This is a genomic window from Streptomyces sp. NBC_00400 (genome assembly GCF_036048035.1).
Taxonomy (GTDB): Bacteria; Actinomycetota; Actinomycetes; order Streptomycetales; family Streptomycetaceae; genus Streptomyces.
Genome location: NZ_CP107940.1, coordinates 1,508,972 through 1,523,719, shown reverse-complemented (window position 1 = coordinate 1,523,719; position 14,748 = coordinate 1,508,972). Strand labels below are relative to the sequence as shown.

The following is a 14,748-nucleotide window of genomic DNA, read 5'->3' as shown; positions in this document are numbered from 1 at the left end:
TGCGACGTTCGATGCGCTGCGGGCAAGCCGGCTACCGCGCTGCCCTGACAACGGCGGTCGGCCGCAGAACCACCAGGCCCCAGGGCGGACCCGCCCGTGGCCCCGGCGGGGTCCTGAACCGCCTGCCACTCACCCTTGGAGGGAAGCACATGGCTCTGTTAGCTCCACAGTTCGCTTGGCTGGAGATCACAGGATTCTGCAATCTGGCCTGCCGCCACTGCTACGCAGGATCCTCCCCGCAAGGAGACCACGGCAGCATGGCAGCGGCCGACTGGCAACGTGTCACCGACGAACTCGCGGCGCTCGGCGTCCGCGACGTCCAGTTCATCGGGGGCGAACCAACGCTCCACCCCGACCTCCCCCGGTTCATCCGGCACGCCCGCGACCGCCACATGCGCATCGAGGTCTTCAGCAACCTGACGCACATCTCCGACGCTGTCTGGGACGTGCTCCGGCTGCCGGATGTGCGGCTCGCTTTCAGCTACTACTCCGACGACCCCGACGATCACGACGACGTCACTGAAAGCCGAGGCTCACACGCCCGCACGCGCGCCAATGTGGAGAAGGCCTTGGCCCTGGGCGTTCCGATGCGCGGCAGCGTGATCAATGTGCTCCAGGGGCAGCGCGCCGACCAGTCCCGCCGGGAACTGCTGGACATCGGCCTGCGGGACGTCCGGACAGACAGGGTCCGGCCGTTCGGCCGCGCAGCCGGCCAGACCGCACCGGACATCGCGAAACTGTGTGGGCGCTGCGGCCGGAACAAGCTGGCGATTGCCCCGGACGGAAGTGTCTGGCCGTGCGTGTTCGCGCGGTGGATGACCGTCGGCAATGTGCACGTACAGAGCTTGCAGGACATCTACCACGGCGTGGCCATGCAGGGCGTCCGCGCGGAACTGGCTGCGGTCCACCCGGAAACAGCCCCCCGCACATCCGGCGCTCCGAGCTGCCTACCCGACTGCAACCCGTCCTTCGACACCTGCTCCCCGCAACTTGCGTGCGCACCGGATGCGGCCTGCAACCCGACGGAAGGGGACGACCGACTGCAGGAGCCGGTCATGTCGCCACACCGTACCGTGCGGTACAGCAACCCGCGCATTGCGGGCACCGACTGCTGACGGGAGCCGCTCGGCCGAGGCAATCGGAGAGGTTTCGGGTGAGCGTCGCGGCCTGCCCGAGTAGCGTGTCAGGACGCCCGACTTCTGCGCCTTCGGAGAAGAGATGAGTACGTTCACGGCTCTCTATTTGGCCCGCCAGGCCACCTACGCCGCGTTTCTCAGCGCAGCCGACTCCGAGTCGTCCGTGTGCTGGCGCAAGGCCGACGGTCAGTACCCGACCCCCGACGCGGCGCGCGAGGCGCAGGACGCCGCCTACACCGTCACACGCGATGCCTACAACCGATTGCTGGTCGAACCGGTGGGGCCGCACACGGAGGCACGCATCGTGGTCGACGTGATCAGGCTCCTGGGACGGAGCAGTGCGGAGGACCAGGACTGGCATGCGTTCAAGCAGGCACGCGAGGATTTCGTCGATGCGGCGCGAGTTTGCCTGAGCGAGACGCTCCAAGCCTGACGGGCCATGCCGGATCGGTGCCCTGCAAGCCCTCCGCCCGCGGAGCACCACCGCGGACAGGGGGCCGGAGTTCAGGCCCGCCGTTCCCCGGGCCAGTCGAGCAGCAGGCGCTGGGCGCGGGGTAGCGAAGCGACCACGAGGTCGTACGAGTCCTCGATCATGTCGAGGATGAGTGGGTCGGGGAGGGTGCCGGTGAGGGAAACGGTGTTCCAGTGGCGCTTGTTGAGGTGGTAGCCGGGTACTACCTCGGGGTGCGTTGCGCGCAGCCGTTCCGCCAGTTCGGGGTCGCACTTGAGGCTCACGGTGAGTGGGGTGTCCGTCAGCGTCGTCAGCGCGAAGATCTTTCCGCCGACCTTGAAGGTCGAGACGTCCGGGTGGCGCGGAAAGGGGAACTCCTCGACCGCGCCGTTGAAGTCCAGGCAGACGGCCCGCAGGGCATTCGCGTCGATCATGCCGTCATTATGTCGGGCGGGTGGTTGGCCTGACGGAGTGTCATGTACGGAGGCCGGGCTCGCGCCTCATGCACACCCGCGGCCAGCGGTCGAGGCCCAGCGCCGCCTCGTGGGCGCGGATTGCCCGCAGGCCCGGTGTGAGGTCGGCGTCGTCGAGGATCCGGAATCCGAGGCGGGCGTAGTACGGCGCGTTCCACGGCACCTCGGCAAAGGTGGTCAGGGTGAGCGGGGCCGGGGAGCCGTCTTGTTCCGCCCGGTCGATGAGGGCGCGGCCGATGCGGCGGTGGGCATGCTGTGGGTGGACCGATACCTGCTCGATGTGGGTGCATCCGTCGACCGGGTCCCAGAGCAGAAAGCCGACCGGACGAAGGCTGTCGCCCGCCGGTCCTGGCTCCTCGTAGGCGGCCAGCGCCCGCCCCGCCCGCTGGAACTCCGTCAGTTGCGTCAGTGAGGGGGGTTCGTCGTCCGCCACCGGTGCCATACCGAGATCCCGGAACGGCACCCCGGCCGTTCGCTCGATGGCGCGCAGCAGGGGCAGGTCATCGAGTGCGGCTACCTGGATGATCACCGATCCAGTGTCGCCGGTTCCGGTGGTGGGGGCGAACCGGTTTGCGCGGGCGGCCGGATCACCGCCCCGCCGCCCCGTACTTGATCAGTTCGTCGGCCGGGTCGTTGACCGGCTGCGGGGTGCCCGTGAGGTCCATGACGAACAGGGGGATGTGCAGGTCGTCGGCGCGGGAGCGGGCGTCGCGGGCGTAGCCGGCGAGGGAGAAGAAGACCGCGATGGCCGAGGCGTTGAGGCCGTTGAGCCAGACGCATTCGATCTCGCGCAGCTGGGTGGCGCGGGTGGTCGGGTCGACCTGGGCGACCACACCCGTACCGCGGAGGTCCACGCCGGAGGCGGTGCGCTCCTGGGTCCGGGCGACATCGGCGTAGCCCAGCCACTTCAGATACTGCTCGGCGGCGGTGACACAGTCGCGGGCCGTGCGGATGGTGACCGGGCGGAACGCGGGCCGCAGGGCGGGGCGTGGTGTGTCCGGAGCGGGGGCCGGGGCAGGTGCGCGCCTCGGTGCCGGTGGGCCGGATGACGGGAAATTCGGCGGGGGCGGGACCGGCGCGGGGGCGACGGGGAGCCGTACGACCGTGCCGCAGGCGCAGCCGGACTCCGGCGCCGGCCACTCGTCCTGCCGGCCGCAGACCTCGCAGCGCACCTCCACCCAGGAGGCCTGCCACGTGCGGTGGAGTATCTCGACGGGCACCCCGCCGCGCAGCACGGGCAGGGTCAGCGGGGCACCGCACGCGCACGGGAAGGTGGGCGGGGTGAAGGCGTTCTCGCGGCGGCACGTGGGGCACCGCACCGGCACGCTGTCGGCCATGGTCGGCTCCTGGCAGGTCGGGCGGCAGACAGGTCGGATCTGCTGCTGCTCCCATGGTCCCTCCAAAGTCGGGCGCAGGGGGGCGATTTACGAGGAGAGCCGCAGGCGGGGGAGAGCTGCGCGGGAGCCACGCGCACGGGGAGCGCGCATCGCGGCGCGCAGGGGCCGTCCGTGAGGGCGGGCGCGCCACGCACGCAGGGCCCGGAATCCGTGACGTACGGATTCCGGGCCCGCCGTGGTTCCCGTCCGACAGCGCGAGAATCGGGCGCGACAGGACATCGCGCCGCCGGACGGAGTCTTCTGGGGTGGTGGAGGCGAGGGGGAGCAGGCGGGCTCCGCGGTGGGGAGAGGCCCGCCCTTTCGCTCGGGCGGGCACGGCCACCGCACTGGTTCTCCCGGTGTACCGCGGAGCTCGCGCTGCCGTTCCGTACCGGTCGGCCACCCCTCAAACGGGCCGGCCGGTACGGATGCGCAAGGAAGCTGACCTCCCGTCAGTCCTCGCGCAGCTCACGGACCCTGGCCTCGACGCGCGCGCCGTAGTCCGGGTCGGCGGCGTGGAAGTGAGCGAGGTTCTTCTCGATCACGTCATCGCGGCTGACCTGGGAGAGGCCGCCGGCGATGTTGTCGACCAGGCGGGTCTTCTCGTCCTGCGACATCAGGCGGTAGAGCTCGCCGGCCTGGAAGAAGTCGTCGTCCTTGGTGTGCGCCGGGGCCTCGTGGGTGCCGGTGTGGCCGGAGACGGCGAGCGGGGCGGAGAGCGGCTGGTCCGTCTGGACCGGGCCGCCGTAGGAGTTCGGCTCGTAGTTCTTGGCGTGCCGGTCGTGGCGGTGGGTGGCCATCAGGCCGTCCCGGCCGTAGTTGTGGGCCTCGGTCGCCTTGGGGGCGTTCACCGGCAGCTGGGTGTGGTTGACGCCCAGGCGGTAGCGGTGCGCGTCGGCGTAGGCGAAGAGCCGGCCCTGGAGCATCTTGTCCGGGGACGGGCCGATGCCGGGCACGAAGTTGTTCGGCGAGAAGGCCGACTGCTCGACCTCGGCGAAGACGTTGTCGGGGTTGCGGTCCAGGACCAGGCGGCCCACCCGCTGCAGCGGGTAGTCGCTGTGCGGCCACACCTTCGTCAGGTCGAACGGGTTGAAGCGGTAGTTCGCCGCCTCGGCCGCCGGCATGATCTGCACGTACAGCGTCCAGGAGGGGTAGACGCCCCGCTCGATGGACTGCAGCAGATCGGTCTGGTGGCTGTTCGGGTCCTTGCCGGAGAGCTCGGCGCCCTGCTCGGCGTCCAGGCAGCGGATGCCCTGGTTCGTCTTGAAGTGGTACTTGACGAAGAAGGCCTCGCCCTCGGCGTTCGTCCACTGGTAGGTGTGCGAGCCGTAGCCGTTCATATGGCGGTAGGAGGCCGGGATGCCGCGGTCGCCCATCAGCCAGGTGACCTGGTGGGTCGCCTCGGGGGAGTGCGCCCAGAAGTCCCAGACGTTGTCCGGCTCCTGCTTGCCCGTGAAGGGGTCGCGCTTCTGGGAGTGGATGAAGTCGGGGAACTTGATCGGGTCCTTGATGAAGAACACCGGGGTGTTGTTGCCGACGAGGTCGTAATTGCCCTCTTCGGTATAGAACTTCAGGGCGAAGCCGCGCGGGTCGCGGGCCGCGTCCGGGCCGCCGAGGCTGTCGGCGACGGTCGAGAAGCGGAGGAAGGTCTCGGTGCGCTTGCCGACGGTGCCCAGGAAGTCGGCACGGGTGAAGCCCGTGACGTCGTCGGTCACCTCGAAGTAGCCGTACGCGCCGGAGCCACGGGCATGCACGACGCGCTCCGGGATGCGCTCGCGGTTGAAGCGGGCGAGCTTCTCCAGCAGGTGCTGGTCCTGGAGGACGATCGGGCCGCCGGCGCCTGCGGTGGCGGAGTTCTGGTTGTCGGCGACGGGGGCGCCAGCCTCCGTAGTGAGAAAGCGCGCCGTCAGCGTGGGCTTCGACATGGTGACCTTCCGTACGAGAGCGCGGAAGTCGGCTTCCGCGTGTCGGAGCGTAAGAAGCGCTACGACCAATCGTCAACAGTTTGTTGAAACAAAGCTGAGAGGTGTCCGGGGGTGTTCCGGGCGGCGGCCACGCCTGGGCGCGACAGGACAAGTGTCGGCGCGGCCGCCGCCCGGAAGCCGGAGGGGACGTGCTGACGGTCCCCGGGGAGGGAACCTGCGCGAGGTCCCCTGGGCGCACTCGTGCACGGGGCCGGCGTCCGTGCCGCCGTGGCCTCAGTGCGTGGTGGGGTGCCCGGAGAGGCGTTCGACACCGCGGAGGAGGGCGGAGTGGTCGAGGCCGCCGTCACCCTGGGCGCGCAGCGAGGCGACGAGGGAGGCGACGAGGGTGCCGACGGGCAGGGCGGCGCCGACGGTGCGGGCGGCGTCGGTGACGATGCCCATGTCCTTGTGGTGGAGGTCGATGCGGAAGCCGGGGGGAAAGTCGCGGTTCTTGAAGTTGTCCTTCTTGCGGGCCAGGACGGTGGAGCCGGCCAGGCCGCCGCCCAGGACGTCGAGGGCCGCGGTGAGGTCGACGCCGGACTTCTCGAGGAAGACGACGGCTTCGGCGCAGGCCTGGATGTTGATGGCGACGATCAGTTGGTTGGCGGCCTTCACGGTCTGGCCGGCGCCGTGGGGGCCGCAGTGGACGATGGTCTTGCCGAGGGCTTCCAGCAGGGGGCGGGCGGCGTCGAAGTCGGCCCGGTCGCCACCGGCCATGATGGACAGGACGGCTTCGATGGCGCCGGCTTCGCCGCCCGAGACGGGCGCGTCCAGCACGCGGATGCCCTTGTCGGCGGCGGCGTGGGCCAGGTCGATGGAGGTCTGCGGGGTGATCGAGGACATGTCGATCAGCAGGGCGCCGCGCCGGGCGTTTTCCAGGATGCCGTCGGGGCCGTAGACGATGGCTTCGACCTGGGGGGAGGCCGGGACCATGGTGATGATGACGTCGGCGTCGGTGACGGCTTCGGCCAGGGAGGCGGCGGCGGTGCCGCCGGCCGCCGCGAGGCGCTGGAGTTTGTCGGCTTCGAGGGTGTAGCCGGTGACCTGGTAGCCGGCCTTGATCAGGTTTTCGGCCATGGGCGAGCCCATGATGCCGAGACCGATCCACGCGATCTTGGGCAGGTTGCTCATCGGGATGCCTCTTTCACGGTTTTCACGGTGCCGGAAGTCGTCAGGAACGGGCCGCGCGCAGAGGGGCGGGGAGCCATCCGAAGGCGCCTGCGCTGGGTCCGTCGCCGGGCTTGTACTCCAGGCCGGTCCAGCCCTGGTAGCCGGCCTTCTTGAGGCGGCCGAGCAGGTCGGTGAAGTCGAGGTCGCCGGTGCCGGGGGCGCCGCGGCCGGGGTTGTCGGCGATCTGCACATGCGCCGTCTTGGGCGTGTAGCGGTCGATGACCTCGTCCAGGTCCTCGCCGTTCATCGACAGGTGGTAGAGATCCATCAGGAAGCGGGTGTTGTCCAGGCCGGTGGCCGTGTTCACCGCGTCCACCACCTCGACGGCCTTCGGCGCGCTGACGATCGGGCAGTGCGGCGACTCCGGTGCGTTCAGGGCCTCGATCAGCACCGTCCCGCCCACCTCCGCGACCGCCCGCGCGGCGAACGCCAGATTCTCCAGCGCCAGCGCGTCCTGCTCGGCGGCCGGCACCCCCTCCACCCGGTTGCCGTACAGGGCGTTGAAGGACGTACAGCCCAGCGAGCGGCCGAACTCCACCGCCACCGGCACATTCGCCCGGAACTTCTCCGACTCCTCGCCCGGGACCGACAGGGCTCCGCGGTCCGGGCCCGGCAGCTGACCGGCGTAGAAGTTCAGCCCCACCAGCCGCGTCCCGGCATCCGTCAGCGCGGTGCGCAGCGCCGCCAGCTCCGCCTGCTCCGGCACCGGGGCGTCCACCCACGGCCACCACAGCTCCACCGCCGTGAACCCCGCCGCCCGCGCGGCCGCCGGCCGCTCCAGCAACGGAAGCTCGGTGAACAGGATCGACAGATTGACGTTGAAGCGTGTGTCCGTGAAACCCATCAGGCCCGGCGCTCCCTTCCGGATAGTGGAACTGTTTTTCTGCGTATTGGAAGATTGCCTGGCGGGCTCGAAGGCTGTCAAGGGGGCTCCGGGGCAATTTCTGGTGGCCGGGCGCTACCGCGCGTAGGTTGAGCGGCGTGCGATTGAGAGTGGAGTTCACGACGGAACCGTTCGACCTGGACGAGGCGCCGGAGCATGCGGTGGTGGCGCGGGACGTCGTCACGGGCGCCGGGCTGGACGCCGTCGACGTCGGCCCCTTCGGCAATACGGCGGAGGGTGACGCCGAGCAGGTGCTCGGCGCCGTGGCCGCCCTGCTGCGGGAGTCGCTGCAGGCGGGCGCCACCCGGGTCTCCCTGCAGGTCAATGTGATCCAGGGCGCCGGGCAGGGTGCGGGGGAGGCGACGTGACGGAGCCCGCCGACCACCCGTTCGTCCAGGCGGTCAAGCCGCTGGTCGACGCGATGGGCGGACAGCTGCTCGCGCCGGACCAGGCGCAGGGCGACGATGTCGTGCTGACCTGGGAGGGGCAGGACCGGGTGGCCGTACGGCTCCCGCATCTGTCGGACTCGCTCGACCACATCCTCGCCGAGCTCCAGCGCCGGCACGGCATGCCGCTCGCGGAGCTGGACCGTAAGACCAAGCAGTCGGTGGTACGGATACTCGAGTCCCGCGGGGCCTTCTCGGTCCGCCATGGAGTGGAGACCGTCGCCGGCGCCCTCGGCGTCAGCCGCTTCACCGTTTACAACTATCTGAACAGGGATAGCGCCCCGAAGGGTGCCGACTGAGGGCGAAGCGGACCGAGATCCGCTCCGGCCGCCGGAGCCGTCGTCCCCCATCGCCGGACGGCGGCATTTGTGCCGCCGAGTTTTCAACAAAGTGTTGACGTGTTGTTGTCAGGGGTCTTAGCTGTTTCCAGCCAAGCAGAGCTGTCCAGCATCAGGCCACGGAGGCTTCCCGTGTCTACGCGTTCACCACGCTCGACGGGGGACACCCCCGAGCCCACGCCGGGACTCACCCGGTTCAACACCGCCGACGACACTGCGGCCCTGGCCGCACTGCACGAGGTGTGTGCCAGCCGGGCGTGGGGCGGCAAGGTTCTTGCGCAGCGTCCCTACGCCACCGCCGATGCCCTGTTCGCCGCGAGCGACGCCGCCATGGCCGAGCTGACCGCCGACGACCTGGCCGAGGCGATGGCCGGGCACCCGCCGATCGGCCGGCCGAAGCCGGGCGACCCCACCTCGCGCCGCGAGCAGAGCGGGATGGCCGGCGCCTCCGAAGACCTCAGGGCCGAGATGCTCGAACTCAATCTGGCCTACCAGGAGAAGTTCGGGCATGTCTTCCTGATCTGCGCCTCCGGCCGGACCGGAGAGCAGATGCGCGACGCCGTTCGTCACCGGATCGACAACACGCCGGAACAGGAACGCGAGATCGTGCGTGCGGAACTCGGCAAGATCAACCGCATCCGCCTGACCCGTATCGCCGAGCACGCAGAAGGAGACGCAGCATGAGCAGCGAGACGGCTGCACCGACGTCGGTGTCCACGCACATCCTGGACACCAGCGTGGGCCGCCCCGCGGAGGGTGTCGCCCTCACGCTCGCGGTGCGCTCCGGCCGCGACGGCGCCTGGACCGCCCACGGCGCGTCCACGACCGATGCGGACGGACGCTGCAAGGACCTGCCGGCCCTGCCGGAAGGCACCACCCATGTGCGCCTTGACTTCGCCGTCGAGGAGTACTTCGTTTCGCACCGGCACCGCGCACACCACAAGGCAACCCAGCAAGCCGAGGAACAGCAGGACGCCCCCCGCGTAAGGGACAGCGGAGCTTTCTTCCCGGAGGTGGCGATCACCTTTGCCGTCACGCCGGGCGAGCACTATCACGTACCGCTGCTGCTCAACCCGTTCGGCTACTCCGTATACCGAGGGAGCTAGCACCGACATGACTGCCCCATCCCGCCCGGCCCGCCCGGTGATGCTCGGCCAGAACCAGTACGGCAAAGCGGAGAACCGCGTCGTCAAGATCACCCGCGACGGCGACAGGCACCACATCAAGGACCTGAACGTCTCGGTCTCGCTCTCCGGCGACCTGGAAGAGGTCCACCTCTCCGGCTCCAACGCCCACTGCCTGCCCACCGACACGACCAAGAACACCGTGTACGCCTTCGCCAAGGAGCACGGGATCGAGTCGGCCGAGCAGTTCGGCATCCACCTGGCCCGGCACTTCGTCACCAGCCAGGAGCCGATCCACCGGGCCCGCATCCGGATCGAGGAGTACGCCTGGGAGCGGATCGCCCCCTCCGACGCCAACTCCCGCTTCATCGGCGCCGACGAGGTCCAGCACTCCTTCGTCCGCAAGGGCCAGGAGACCCGCCTGACCGAGATCACCTACGACGGTGAGCGGTGGCAGGTCATCTCCGGCCTCAAGGACCTCGTGGTGATGAACTCCACCAACTCGGAGTTCTGGGGCTACATCAAGGACAAGTACACGACCCTGAAGGAGGCCTACGACCGCATCCTGGCCACCGAGGTGTCCGGCCGCTGGCGGTTCAACTGGACCGACGACGAGCAGCGGATGCCGAACTGGGAACGCTCGTACGAGCAGGTCAAGAAGCACATCCTGCAGGCGTTCGCGGAGACCTACAGCCTCTCGCTCCAGCAGACCCTGTACCAAATGGGGTCGCGCGTGATCAACAACCGTTCGGAGGTCGACGAGATCCGCTTCTCGCTCCCGAACAAGCACCACTTCCTGGTGGACCTGGAGCCGTTCGGGCTCAAGAACGACAATGAGGTCTACTACGCGGCCGACCGCCCGTACGGCCTGATCGAAGCCACTGTTCTGCGCGACGGTGTCGAGCCCGGGATCCCGGTGGATCTGACGAACCTGTAGCGGCTCCGACGCAACGCCGTGCCGCGTGTGCCCCTCCCCACCCCGCAGTGGGGAGGGGCACACGCGGAACCCGAGGGGAACGACCCATGGCACCGCACCTGCACGCCCCGCACCACCCTGCTGGTTCTCGGTGCCTTTCCCGTCCTCGGCGCCGGCCTCGTCCCGCTCGCCGCGCCGGCCTTCTACGACGGCTTCCCCGCCTGGGCCCGGACCGTGCTCGGCTCGGGGATCAGCGCCGGCGCCCCGGTCGCGGTCCTGCTCAACCTGTTCTTCCCTCATCTCGGCACCCGGAGCACCCCACGGGCAGCGGTACTGTCAGCCGCCTCGCCCGGCTCCGGCACTCAAATCCCGTAGGGCCATGCCGTGCCCACCGCCGGAATCGAAAGTAGGAGCACCATGGCTGCCTCGGCATCCCCTGAGGGCGCGATCGAGCGCCTCGTCATCGAGAACTGCGCCATCGCGACGGTCGACGCCCACGACACCGAGTACGCCACCGGCCATGTCGTCGTCGCCGGGAACGTCATCGAGTCGGTCGGCGCCGGCAAGGCGCCCGAGGGGCTGGCGCATGTCGACCGCCGGATCGACGGCACCGGGCACCTGGTCACCCCCGGTCTGATCAACACCCACCACCACTTCTACCAGTGGATCACCCGGGGCCTGGCCACCGACCACAACCTGTTCAACTGGCTGGTCGCGCTCTACCCGACCTGGGCCCGGATCGATGCCCCGATGCTCGCCGCGGCCACCCAGGGCTCGCTGGGCATGATGGTCAAGGGCGGCGTCACCACCGCCGCCGACCACCACTACGTCTTCCCCCGGGGCTCCGGCGACCTCGTCGCCGCCGAGCTCGCGGCCGCCGCCGGGATCGGCGCCCGGATCACCCTGGCCCGCGGCTCCATGGACCGCAGCGAGAAGGACGGCGGGCTGCCCCCGGACTTCGCCGTCGAGACCACCGAGGGCGCCCTGCTGGCGACCGAGGAGGCCATCGACACCCACCATGACGCTTCCTTCGGCTCGATGGTGCAGATCGCCGCCGCGCCCTGCTCGCCGTTCTCCGTGTCCACCGAACTCATGCGGCAGGGCGCCGAGTTGGCCCGTCGCAAGGGCGTACGGATGCACACCCACGGCTCGGAGACCGTGGAGGAGGAGAAGTTCTGCCACGAGCTGTTCGGCATGGGTCCGACGGACTACTTCGAGTCCACCGGCTGGCTCGGTGACGACGTGTGGATGGCGCACTGCGTCCACATGAACGACTCCGACATCGCCGCCTTCGCCCGCACCGGCACCGGCGTCGCGCACTGCCCGTCCTCCAACGCCCGTCTCGCGGCCGGGATCGCCCGGGTCCCCGACATGCTCGCGGCCGGCGTCCCGGTCGGCCTCGGCGTCGACGGCACCGCCTCCAACGAGTCCGGCGAACTCCACACCGAGCTGCGCAACGCCCTGCTGATCAACCGTCTCGGCGCCCACCGGGAGGCCGCGCTGAACGCCCGCAAGGCGCTGCGGCTGGGCACCTACGGCGGCGCGCAGGTCCTCGGCCGGAGCGCCGAGATCGGTTCGCTGGAGGCCGGCAAGCTCGCCGACCTGGTGCTGTGGAAGCTCGACGGCCTCGGCCACTCCTCCATCGCCGACCCGGTCACCGCCCTGGTCTTCGGCCCGGCCGCACCGGTCACCCTCTCCCTCGTGGGCGGCCGGCCGGTCGTCGAGGACAACCACCTCAGCAACGTCGACGAGGACGCCGTCGCCCGCACCGCGCGGGCCGAGGCGCAGCGTCTGGCCCGGATCGCCGCCGAGGGCTGACCCTCGGCGCGGCCGCGGCCGTCGCCCCCCTGAACTCGGCCGGGAGGGACGGCTCCCGGCCGGGCTTGTGGATCCGAGCGGGGTCCGCAAGCGCCGGACCCGGGGGTGCGGGAACTTCTCGTACCCCTGGGCCGGTCGGCTCCCACCCCCGGGCCGGCCGGCCCCGCCGCCGTCCGTGCGCGCCACCAGCGCGCCGTCTCGCAGCATCGCTCACCAGGCAACTTCCTGCACCATGCACCACATGGCAAGCCCTCCGTGACAGCCTCGCTCGCCGGCCCCGGCGACGCAGAAAACGAAGGAGGCCCGCAGTGGCCGCAATGACCGGGCAGAAGCCGGAGGAGGACCGGAAGCATCCGGTCGACCGGACCCTCCCGCCCTTCAAGATGTTCACCAGCGGCCTCCAGCACGTGGCCGCGATGTACGCGGGAGTGGTGGCCCCGCCGATGATCGTGGGGCCGGCCTGCGGGCTGAGCGCCACCGAGACCGCGTTCCTGATGGGTGCCAGCCTCTTCACCGCGGGCATCGCGACGCTGCTGCAGACGCTGGGCTTCTGGAAGGTCGGCGCCAAGCTGCCCTTCGTCAACGGGGTTTCGTTCGCCGGTGTCACACCGATGGTGGCCATCGGCAAGGCCCACAGCCCCGCCGACGCACTGCCGGTCATCTTCGGCGCGGTGATCGTCGCCGGTGTGCTGGGATTCCTCCTCGCCCCCTACTTCTCCAAGCTCGTACGGTTCTTCCCGCCGGTGGTCACCGGCACCGTCATCACCCTGATCGGCGTCTCGCTGCTGCCGGTGGCCTTCAACTGGTCCCAGGGCGGCAACGACCGGGCCCCGGACTACGGTTCGCTGACGAACATCGGCATGGCCGCGCTGACCTTCCTGATCGTGCTGGTGCTGCGCCGGGTGCTGCGCGGCTTCCTCCAGCAGATCGCGATCCTGCTCGGCCTGATCGCCGGCACCCTGATCGCGATACCCGTCGGCATCACCCACTTCTCCGCGCTCTCCCAGGCGTCCCTGATCGGTTTCCCGACGCCGTTCCACTTCGGCGCCCCGCAGTTCGACATCTCTGCGATCGTCTCCATGTGCATCGTGATGCTGGTCTGTATGACCGAGTCGACGGCCGACATGCTCGCCCTCGGCAGGATCGTCGACCGCCCGGCGGACGAGCGCACCATCGAGGGCGGACTGCGCGCCGACACCCTCGGCACGGCCCTCAGCCCGCTCTTCAACGGCTTCGCCAACAGCGCCTTCGCACAGAACATCGGCCTGGTCGCGATGACCAAGGTGCGCAGCCGTTTCGTCGTGGCCACCAGCGGTCTGATCCTGATCGTGCTGGGTCTGTGCCCGGTGGCCGCCTCGGTCATCTCGCTGGTCCCGCCGCCGGTCCTCGGCGGCGCCGGCATCGTGCTCTTCGGCTCGGTGGCCGCCAGCGGTATCCAGACCCTGGCCTCCGCCGCGATGGAGAAGGGCGACAACGCCCTGATCGTCGCCGCGGCCGTCGGCATCGGCCTGATCCCGATCGCCGCACCGGACTTCTACCACAGCCTCCCCAAGGACCTGCTGGTCGTCCTGGACTCCGGCATCAGCACCGGCTGTCTGGTCGCCGTCGTCCTCAACCTCGCCTTCAACCACTTCGGCAGGAAGACGGCGGACGCGGACGGGGATGCCGAGGGGGAGGCTCCGGGGGGCACGGGCACGGGCACGGGCACGGGCACGGACGTGGCCGCCGCCGGCCCGGCCGATCCGGCGATCGCCCAGCGGCCCGCCCCCGCTGCGGCGGCCGACGCCGACGAGCCCGCGGCGGCAACCGCCCGCTGACGCCGGGAGAGCGCAACGGCCCGCAGGGAGCGGCAACGCCGGCTCTCCTGGGGGCCGTTGGCGTTTTGGGGCTGCGACTGCGCCGCAGCGGTGGCCGCTGCGGCGGCGGGCAGGGCGGGCGGGGCACCAGGGTGACGCGGACGGTGACCCCTTGACCCTTCTGACCCCTCTGGGCTTTCTGGCCCCTCCGACTCCTCTGGCCTCTCCGACTCCTCAGTCCAGCAGTCCGCCCAGCAGCTCGCGGAGGCCCGGTCCCGGGTCGAATTCCTCGTCGGGGAAGGAGAGTTGACGGAAGGCAACGCCGTCCATGTAGTCGCAGAGGATCGCGCAGTGCCGTCGCGGCGCCGGCGAGCCGATGCGCCGCAGCCACTCGGCTCCCCAGTCGATGACCGCCTCGCGGCTGCGGGTGAGTGCGGGGCGGAGCTCGGGGCGGGCCCAGGATTCCAGGTAGAGCGCGAAGCGGGCGGCGGTCCTGGCCCGCTCGGGGCCGGTCGCGTACCGGAGGAACCGGGTGACGGTATCGGCGAGTTCACCGGTGTCGGCCGGGGCGGCCGCCGTGGCGAAGGCCTCCCAGTCGCGGTGCTCCAGGATCTGGACGTGGTCGACGATGCCGTCGATCAGGGACGTCCGGTTGCGGAAGTAGTTGGAGGTGGTGCCCGACGGGACCCCTGCCGCGGTATCCACGGCCTGATAGGTCAGCCCCCGCGCCCCCGCGCTGCCCAGGACCTGGATGCCCGCGTCCAGCACCTGCTCCCGCCGTCGTGCCACCCTGAGCGCCCTTCGTGCCGAACCGCTTTCTACTACGTTTGTAGTGTCGAGCCACTATAAGCCAGCTC

Annotated in this window: 16 protein-coding genes and 1 pseudogene; 10 read left to right on the top strand and 7 right to left on the bottom strand. The window is 70.2% G+C overall.

What is annotated here, in order from left to right; translation table 11 throughout:
- Positions 1 to 149 precede the first annotated feature (149 nt).
- Both OHS81_RS06810 and OHS81_RS06805 read left to right on the top strand, forming a co-directional pair.
- A complete protein-coding gene (locus OHS81_RS06810) occupies positions 150 to 1,115 on the top strand; it encodes a radical SAM/SPASM domain-containing protein (protein ID WP_328383389.1) in 966 nt (321 codons plus the stop codon).
- A gap of 103 nt (positions 1,116 to 1,218) precedes the next feature.
- Positions 1,219 to 1,569, top strand: coding sequence for a hypothetical protein (locus OHS81_RS06805; protein WP_328383387.1), 351 nt, complete (start codon positions 1,219 to 1,221; stop codon positions 1,567 to 1,569).
- A gap of 71 nt (positions 1,570 to 1,640) precedes the next feature.
- Here the strand turns inward: OHS81_RS06805 and OHS81_RS06800 are convergent, their stop codons facing one another.
- The 6 genes from OHS81_RS06800 to OHS81_RS06775 all read right to left on the bottom strand — a co-directional run bounded on the left by OHS81_RS06800 (position 1,641) and on the right by OHS81_RS06775 (position 7,414).
- The gene (locus OHS81_RS06800) at positions 1,641 to 2,021 is read right to left on the bottom strand and encodes an MmcQ/YjbR family DNA-binding protein (protein WP_328383386.1); all 381 of its coding nucleotides are present in this window, start codon (positions 2,019 to 2,021) and stop codon (positions 1,641 to 1,643) included.
- A gap of 40 nt (positions 2,022 to 2,061) precedes the next feature.
- Positions 2,062 to 2,589 carry a GNAT family N-acetyltransferase gene (locus OHS81_RS06795; protein WP_328383384.1) on the bottom strand — a complete coding sequence of 176 codons (528 nt, stop codon included), beginning with the start codon at positions 2,587 to 2,589 and terminating at the stop codon, positions 2,062 to 2,064.
- Positions 2,590 to 2,647: 58 nt separating this feature from the next.
- Positions 2,648 to 3,397: a hypothetical protein gene (locus OHS81_RS06790; RefSeq protein ID WP_328383382.1), complete on the bottom strand. Its 750-nt coding sequence runs from the start codon at positions 3,395 to 3,397 to the stop codon at positions 2,648 to 2,650.
- Between the two features lie 491 nt (positions 3,398 to 3,888).
- Positions 3,889 to 5,346, bottom strand: a complete 1,458-nt coding sequence (locus OHS81_RS06785; protein WP_328390949.1) for a catalase — start codon at positions 5,344 to 5,346, stop codon at positions 3,889 to 3,891.
- Between the two features lie 288 nt (positions 5,347 to 5,634).
- Positions 5,635 to 6,531, bottom strand: a complete 897-nt coding sequence (locus OHS81_RS06780) for a 2-hydroxy-3-oxopropionate reductase (protein WP_328383380.1) — start codon at positions 6,529 to 6,531, stop codon at positions 5,635 to 5,637.
- A gap of 40 nt (positions 6,532 to 6,571) precedes the next feature.
- Complete coding sequence (locus OHS81_RS06775; protein ID WP_328383378.1) at positions 6,572 to 7,414, bottom strand: TIM barrel protein; 843 nt, start codon at positions 7,412 to 7,414, stop codon at positions 6,572 to 6,574.
- A 137-nt stretch (positions 7,415 to 7,551) separates the two neighbouring features.
- Here OHS81_RS06775 and OHS81_RS06770 point away from each other — a divergent pair, with 137 nt between their 5' ends.
- The 8 genes and pseudogenes from OHS81_RS06770 to OHS81_RS06735 all read left to right on the top strand — a co-directional run bounded on the left by OHS81_RS06770 (position 7,552) and on the right by OHS81_RS06735 (position 13,912).
- Entirely contained in the window at positions 7,552 to 7,821 is a 270-nt protein-coding gene (locus tag OHS81_RS06770; protein WP_328383376.1) for a hypothetical protein, read from the top strand.
- Positions 7,818 to 8,198, top strand: coding sequence for a helix-turn-helix domain-containing protein (locus tag OHS81_RS06765; RefSeq protein ID WP_328383374.1), 381 nt, complete (start codon positions 7,818 to 7,820; stop codon positions 8,196 to 8,198). The genes OHS81_RS06770 and OHS81_RS06765 overlap by 4 nt, the downstream gene beginning before the upstream one ends.
- 171 nt (positions 8,199 to 8,369) lie before the next feature.
- Positions 8,370 to 8,921 carry a 2-oxo-4-hydroxy-4-carboxy-5-ureidoimidazoline decarboxylase gene (gene uraD / locus OHS81_RS06760; RefSeq protein ID WP_328383372.1) on the top strand — a complete coding sequence of 184 codons (552 nt, stop codon included), beginning with the start codon at positions 8,370 to 8,372 and terminating at the stop codon, positions 8,919 to 8,921.
- Positions 8,918 to 9,343, top strand: coding sequence for a hydroxyisourate hydrolase (gene uraH, locus OHS81_RS06755; protein ID WP_119203528.1), 426 nt, complete (start codon positions 8,918 to 8,920; stop codon positions 9,341 to 9,343). Before uraD ends, uraH begins: the two co-directional genes overlap by 4 nt.
- A gap of 7 nt (positions 9,344 to 9,350) precedes the next feature.
- Positions 9,351 to 10,298 (top strand): factor-independent urate hydroxylase, encoded by a 948-nt coding sequence (pucL, locus tag OHS81_RS06750; RefSeq protein WP_328383365.1) that lies wholly within the window; start codon positions 9,351 to 9,353, stop codon positions 10,296 to 10,298.
- Between the two features lie 144 nt (positions 10,299 to 10,442).
- Positions 10,443 to 10,652 (top strand): annotated as a pseudogene (locus tag OHS81_RS06745) (purine permease); the annotation flags it as partial.
- Between the two features lie 42 nt (positions 10,653 to 10,694).
- The gene (locus OHS81_RS06740) at positions 10,695 to 12,095 is read left to right on the top strand and encodes an 8-oxoguanine deaminase (RefSeq protein ID WP_328383363.1); all 1,401 of its coding nucleotides are present in this window, start codon (positions 10,695 to 10,697) and stop codon (positions 12,093 to 12,095) included.
- A gap of 317 nt (positions 12,096 to 12,412) precedes the next feature.
- Positions 12,413 to 13,912 (top strand): nucleobase:cation symporter-2 family protein, encoded by a 1,500-nt coding sequence (locus OHS81_RS06735; protein ID WP_328390947.1) that lies wholly within the window; start codon positions 12,413 to 12,415, stop codon positions 13,910 to 13,912.
- Between the two features lie 213 nt (positions 13,913 to 14,125).
- Here the strand turns inward: OHS81_RS06735 and OHS81_RS06730 are convergent, their stop codons facing one another.
- The gene (locus tag OHS81_RS06730; protein WP_328383361.1) at positions 14,126 to 14,680 is read right to left on the bottom strand and encodes a TetR/AcrR family transcriptional regulator; all 555 of its coding nucleotides are present in this window, start codon (positions 14,678 to 14,680) and stop codon (positions 14,126 to 14,128) included.
- Positions 14,681 to 14,748 lie beyond the last annotated feature (68 nt).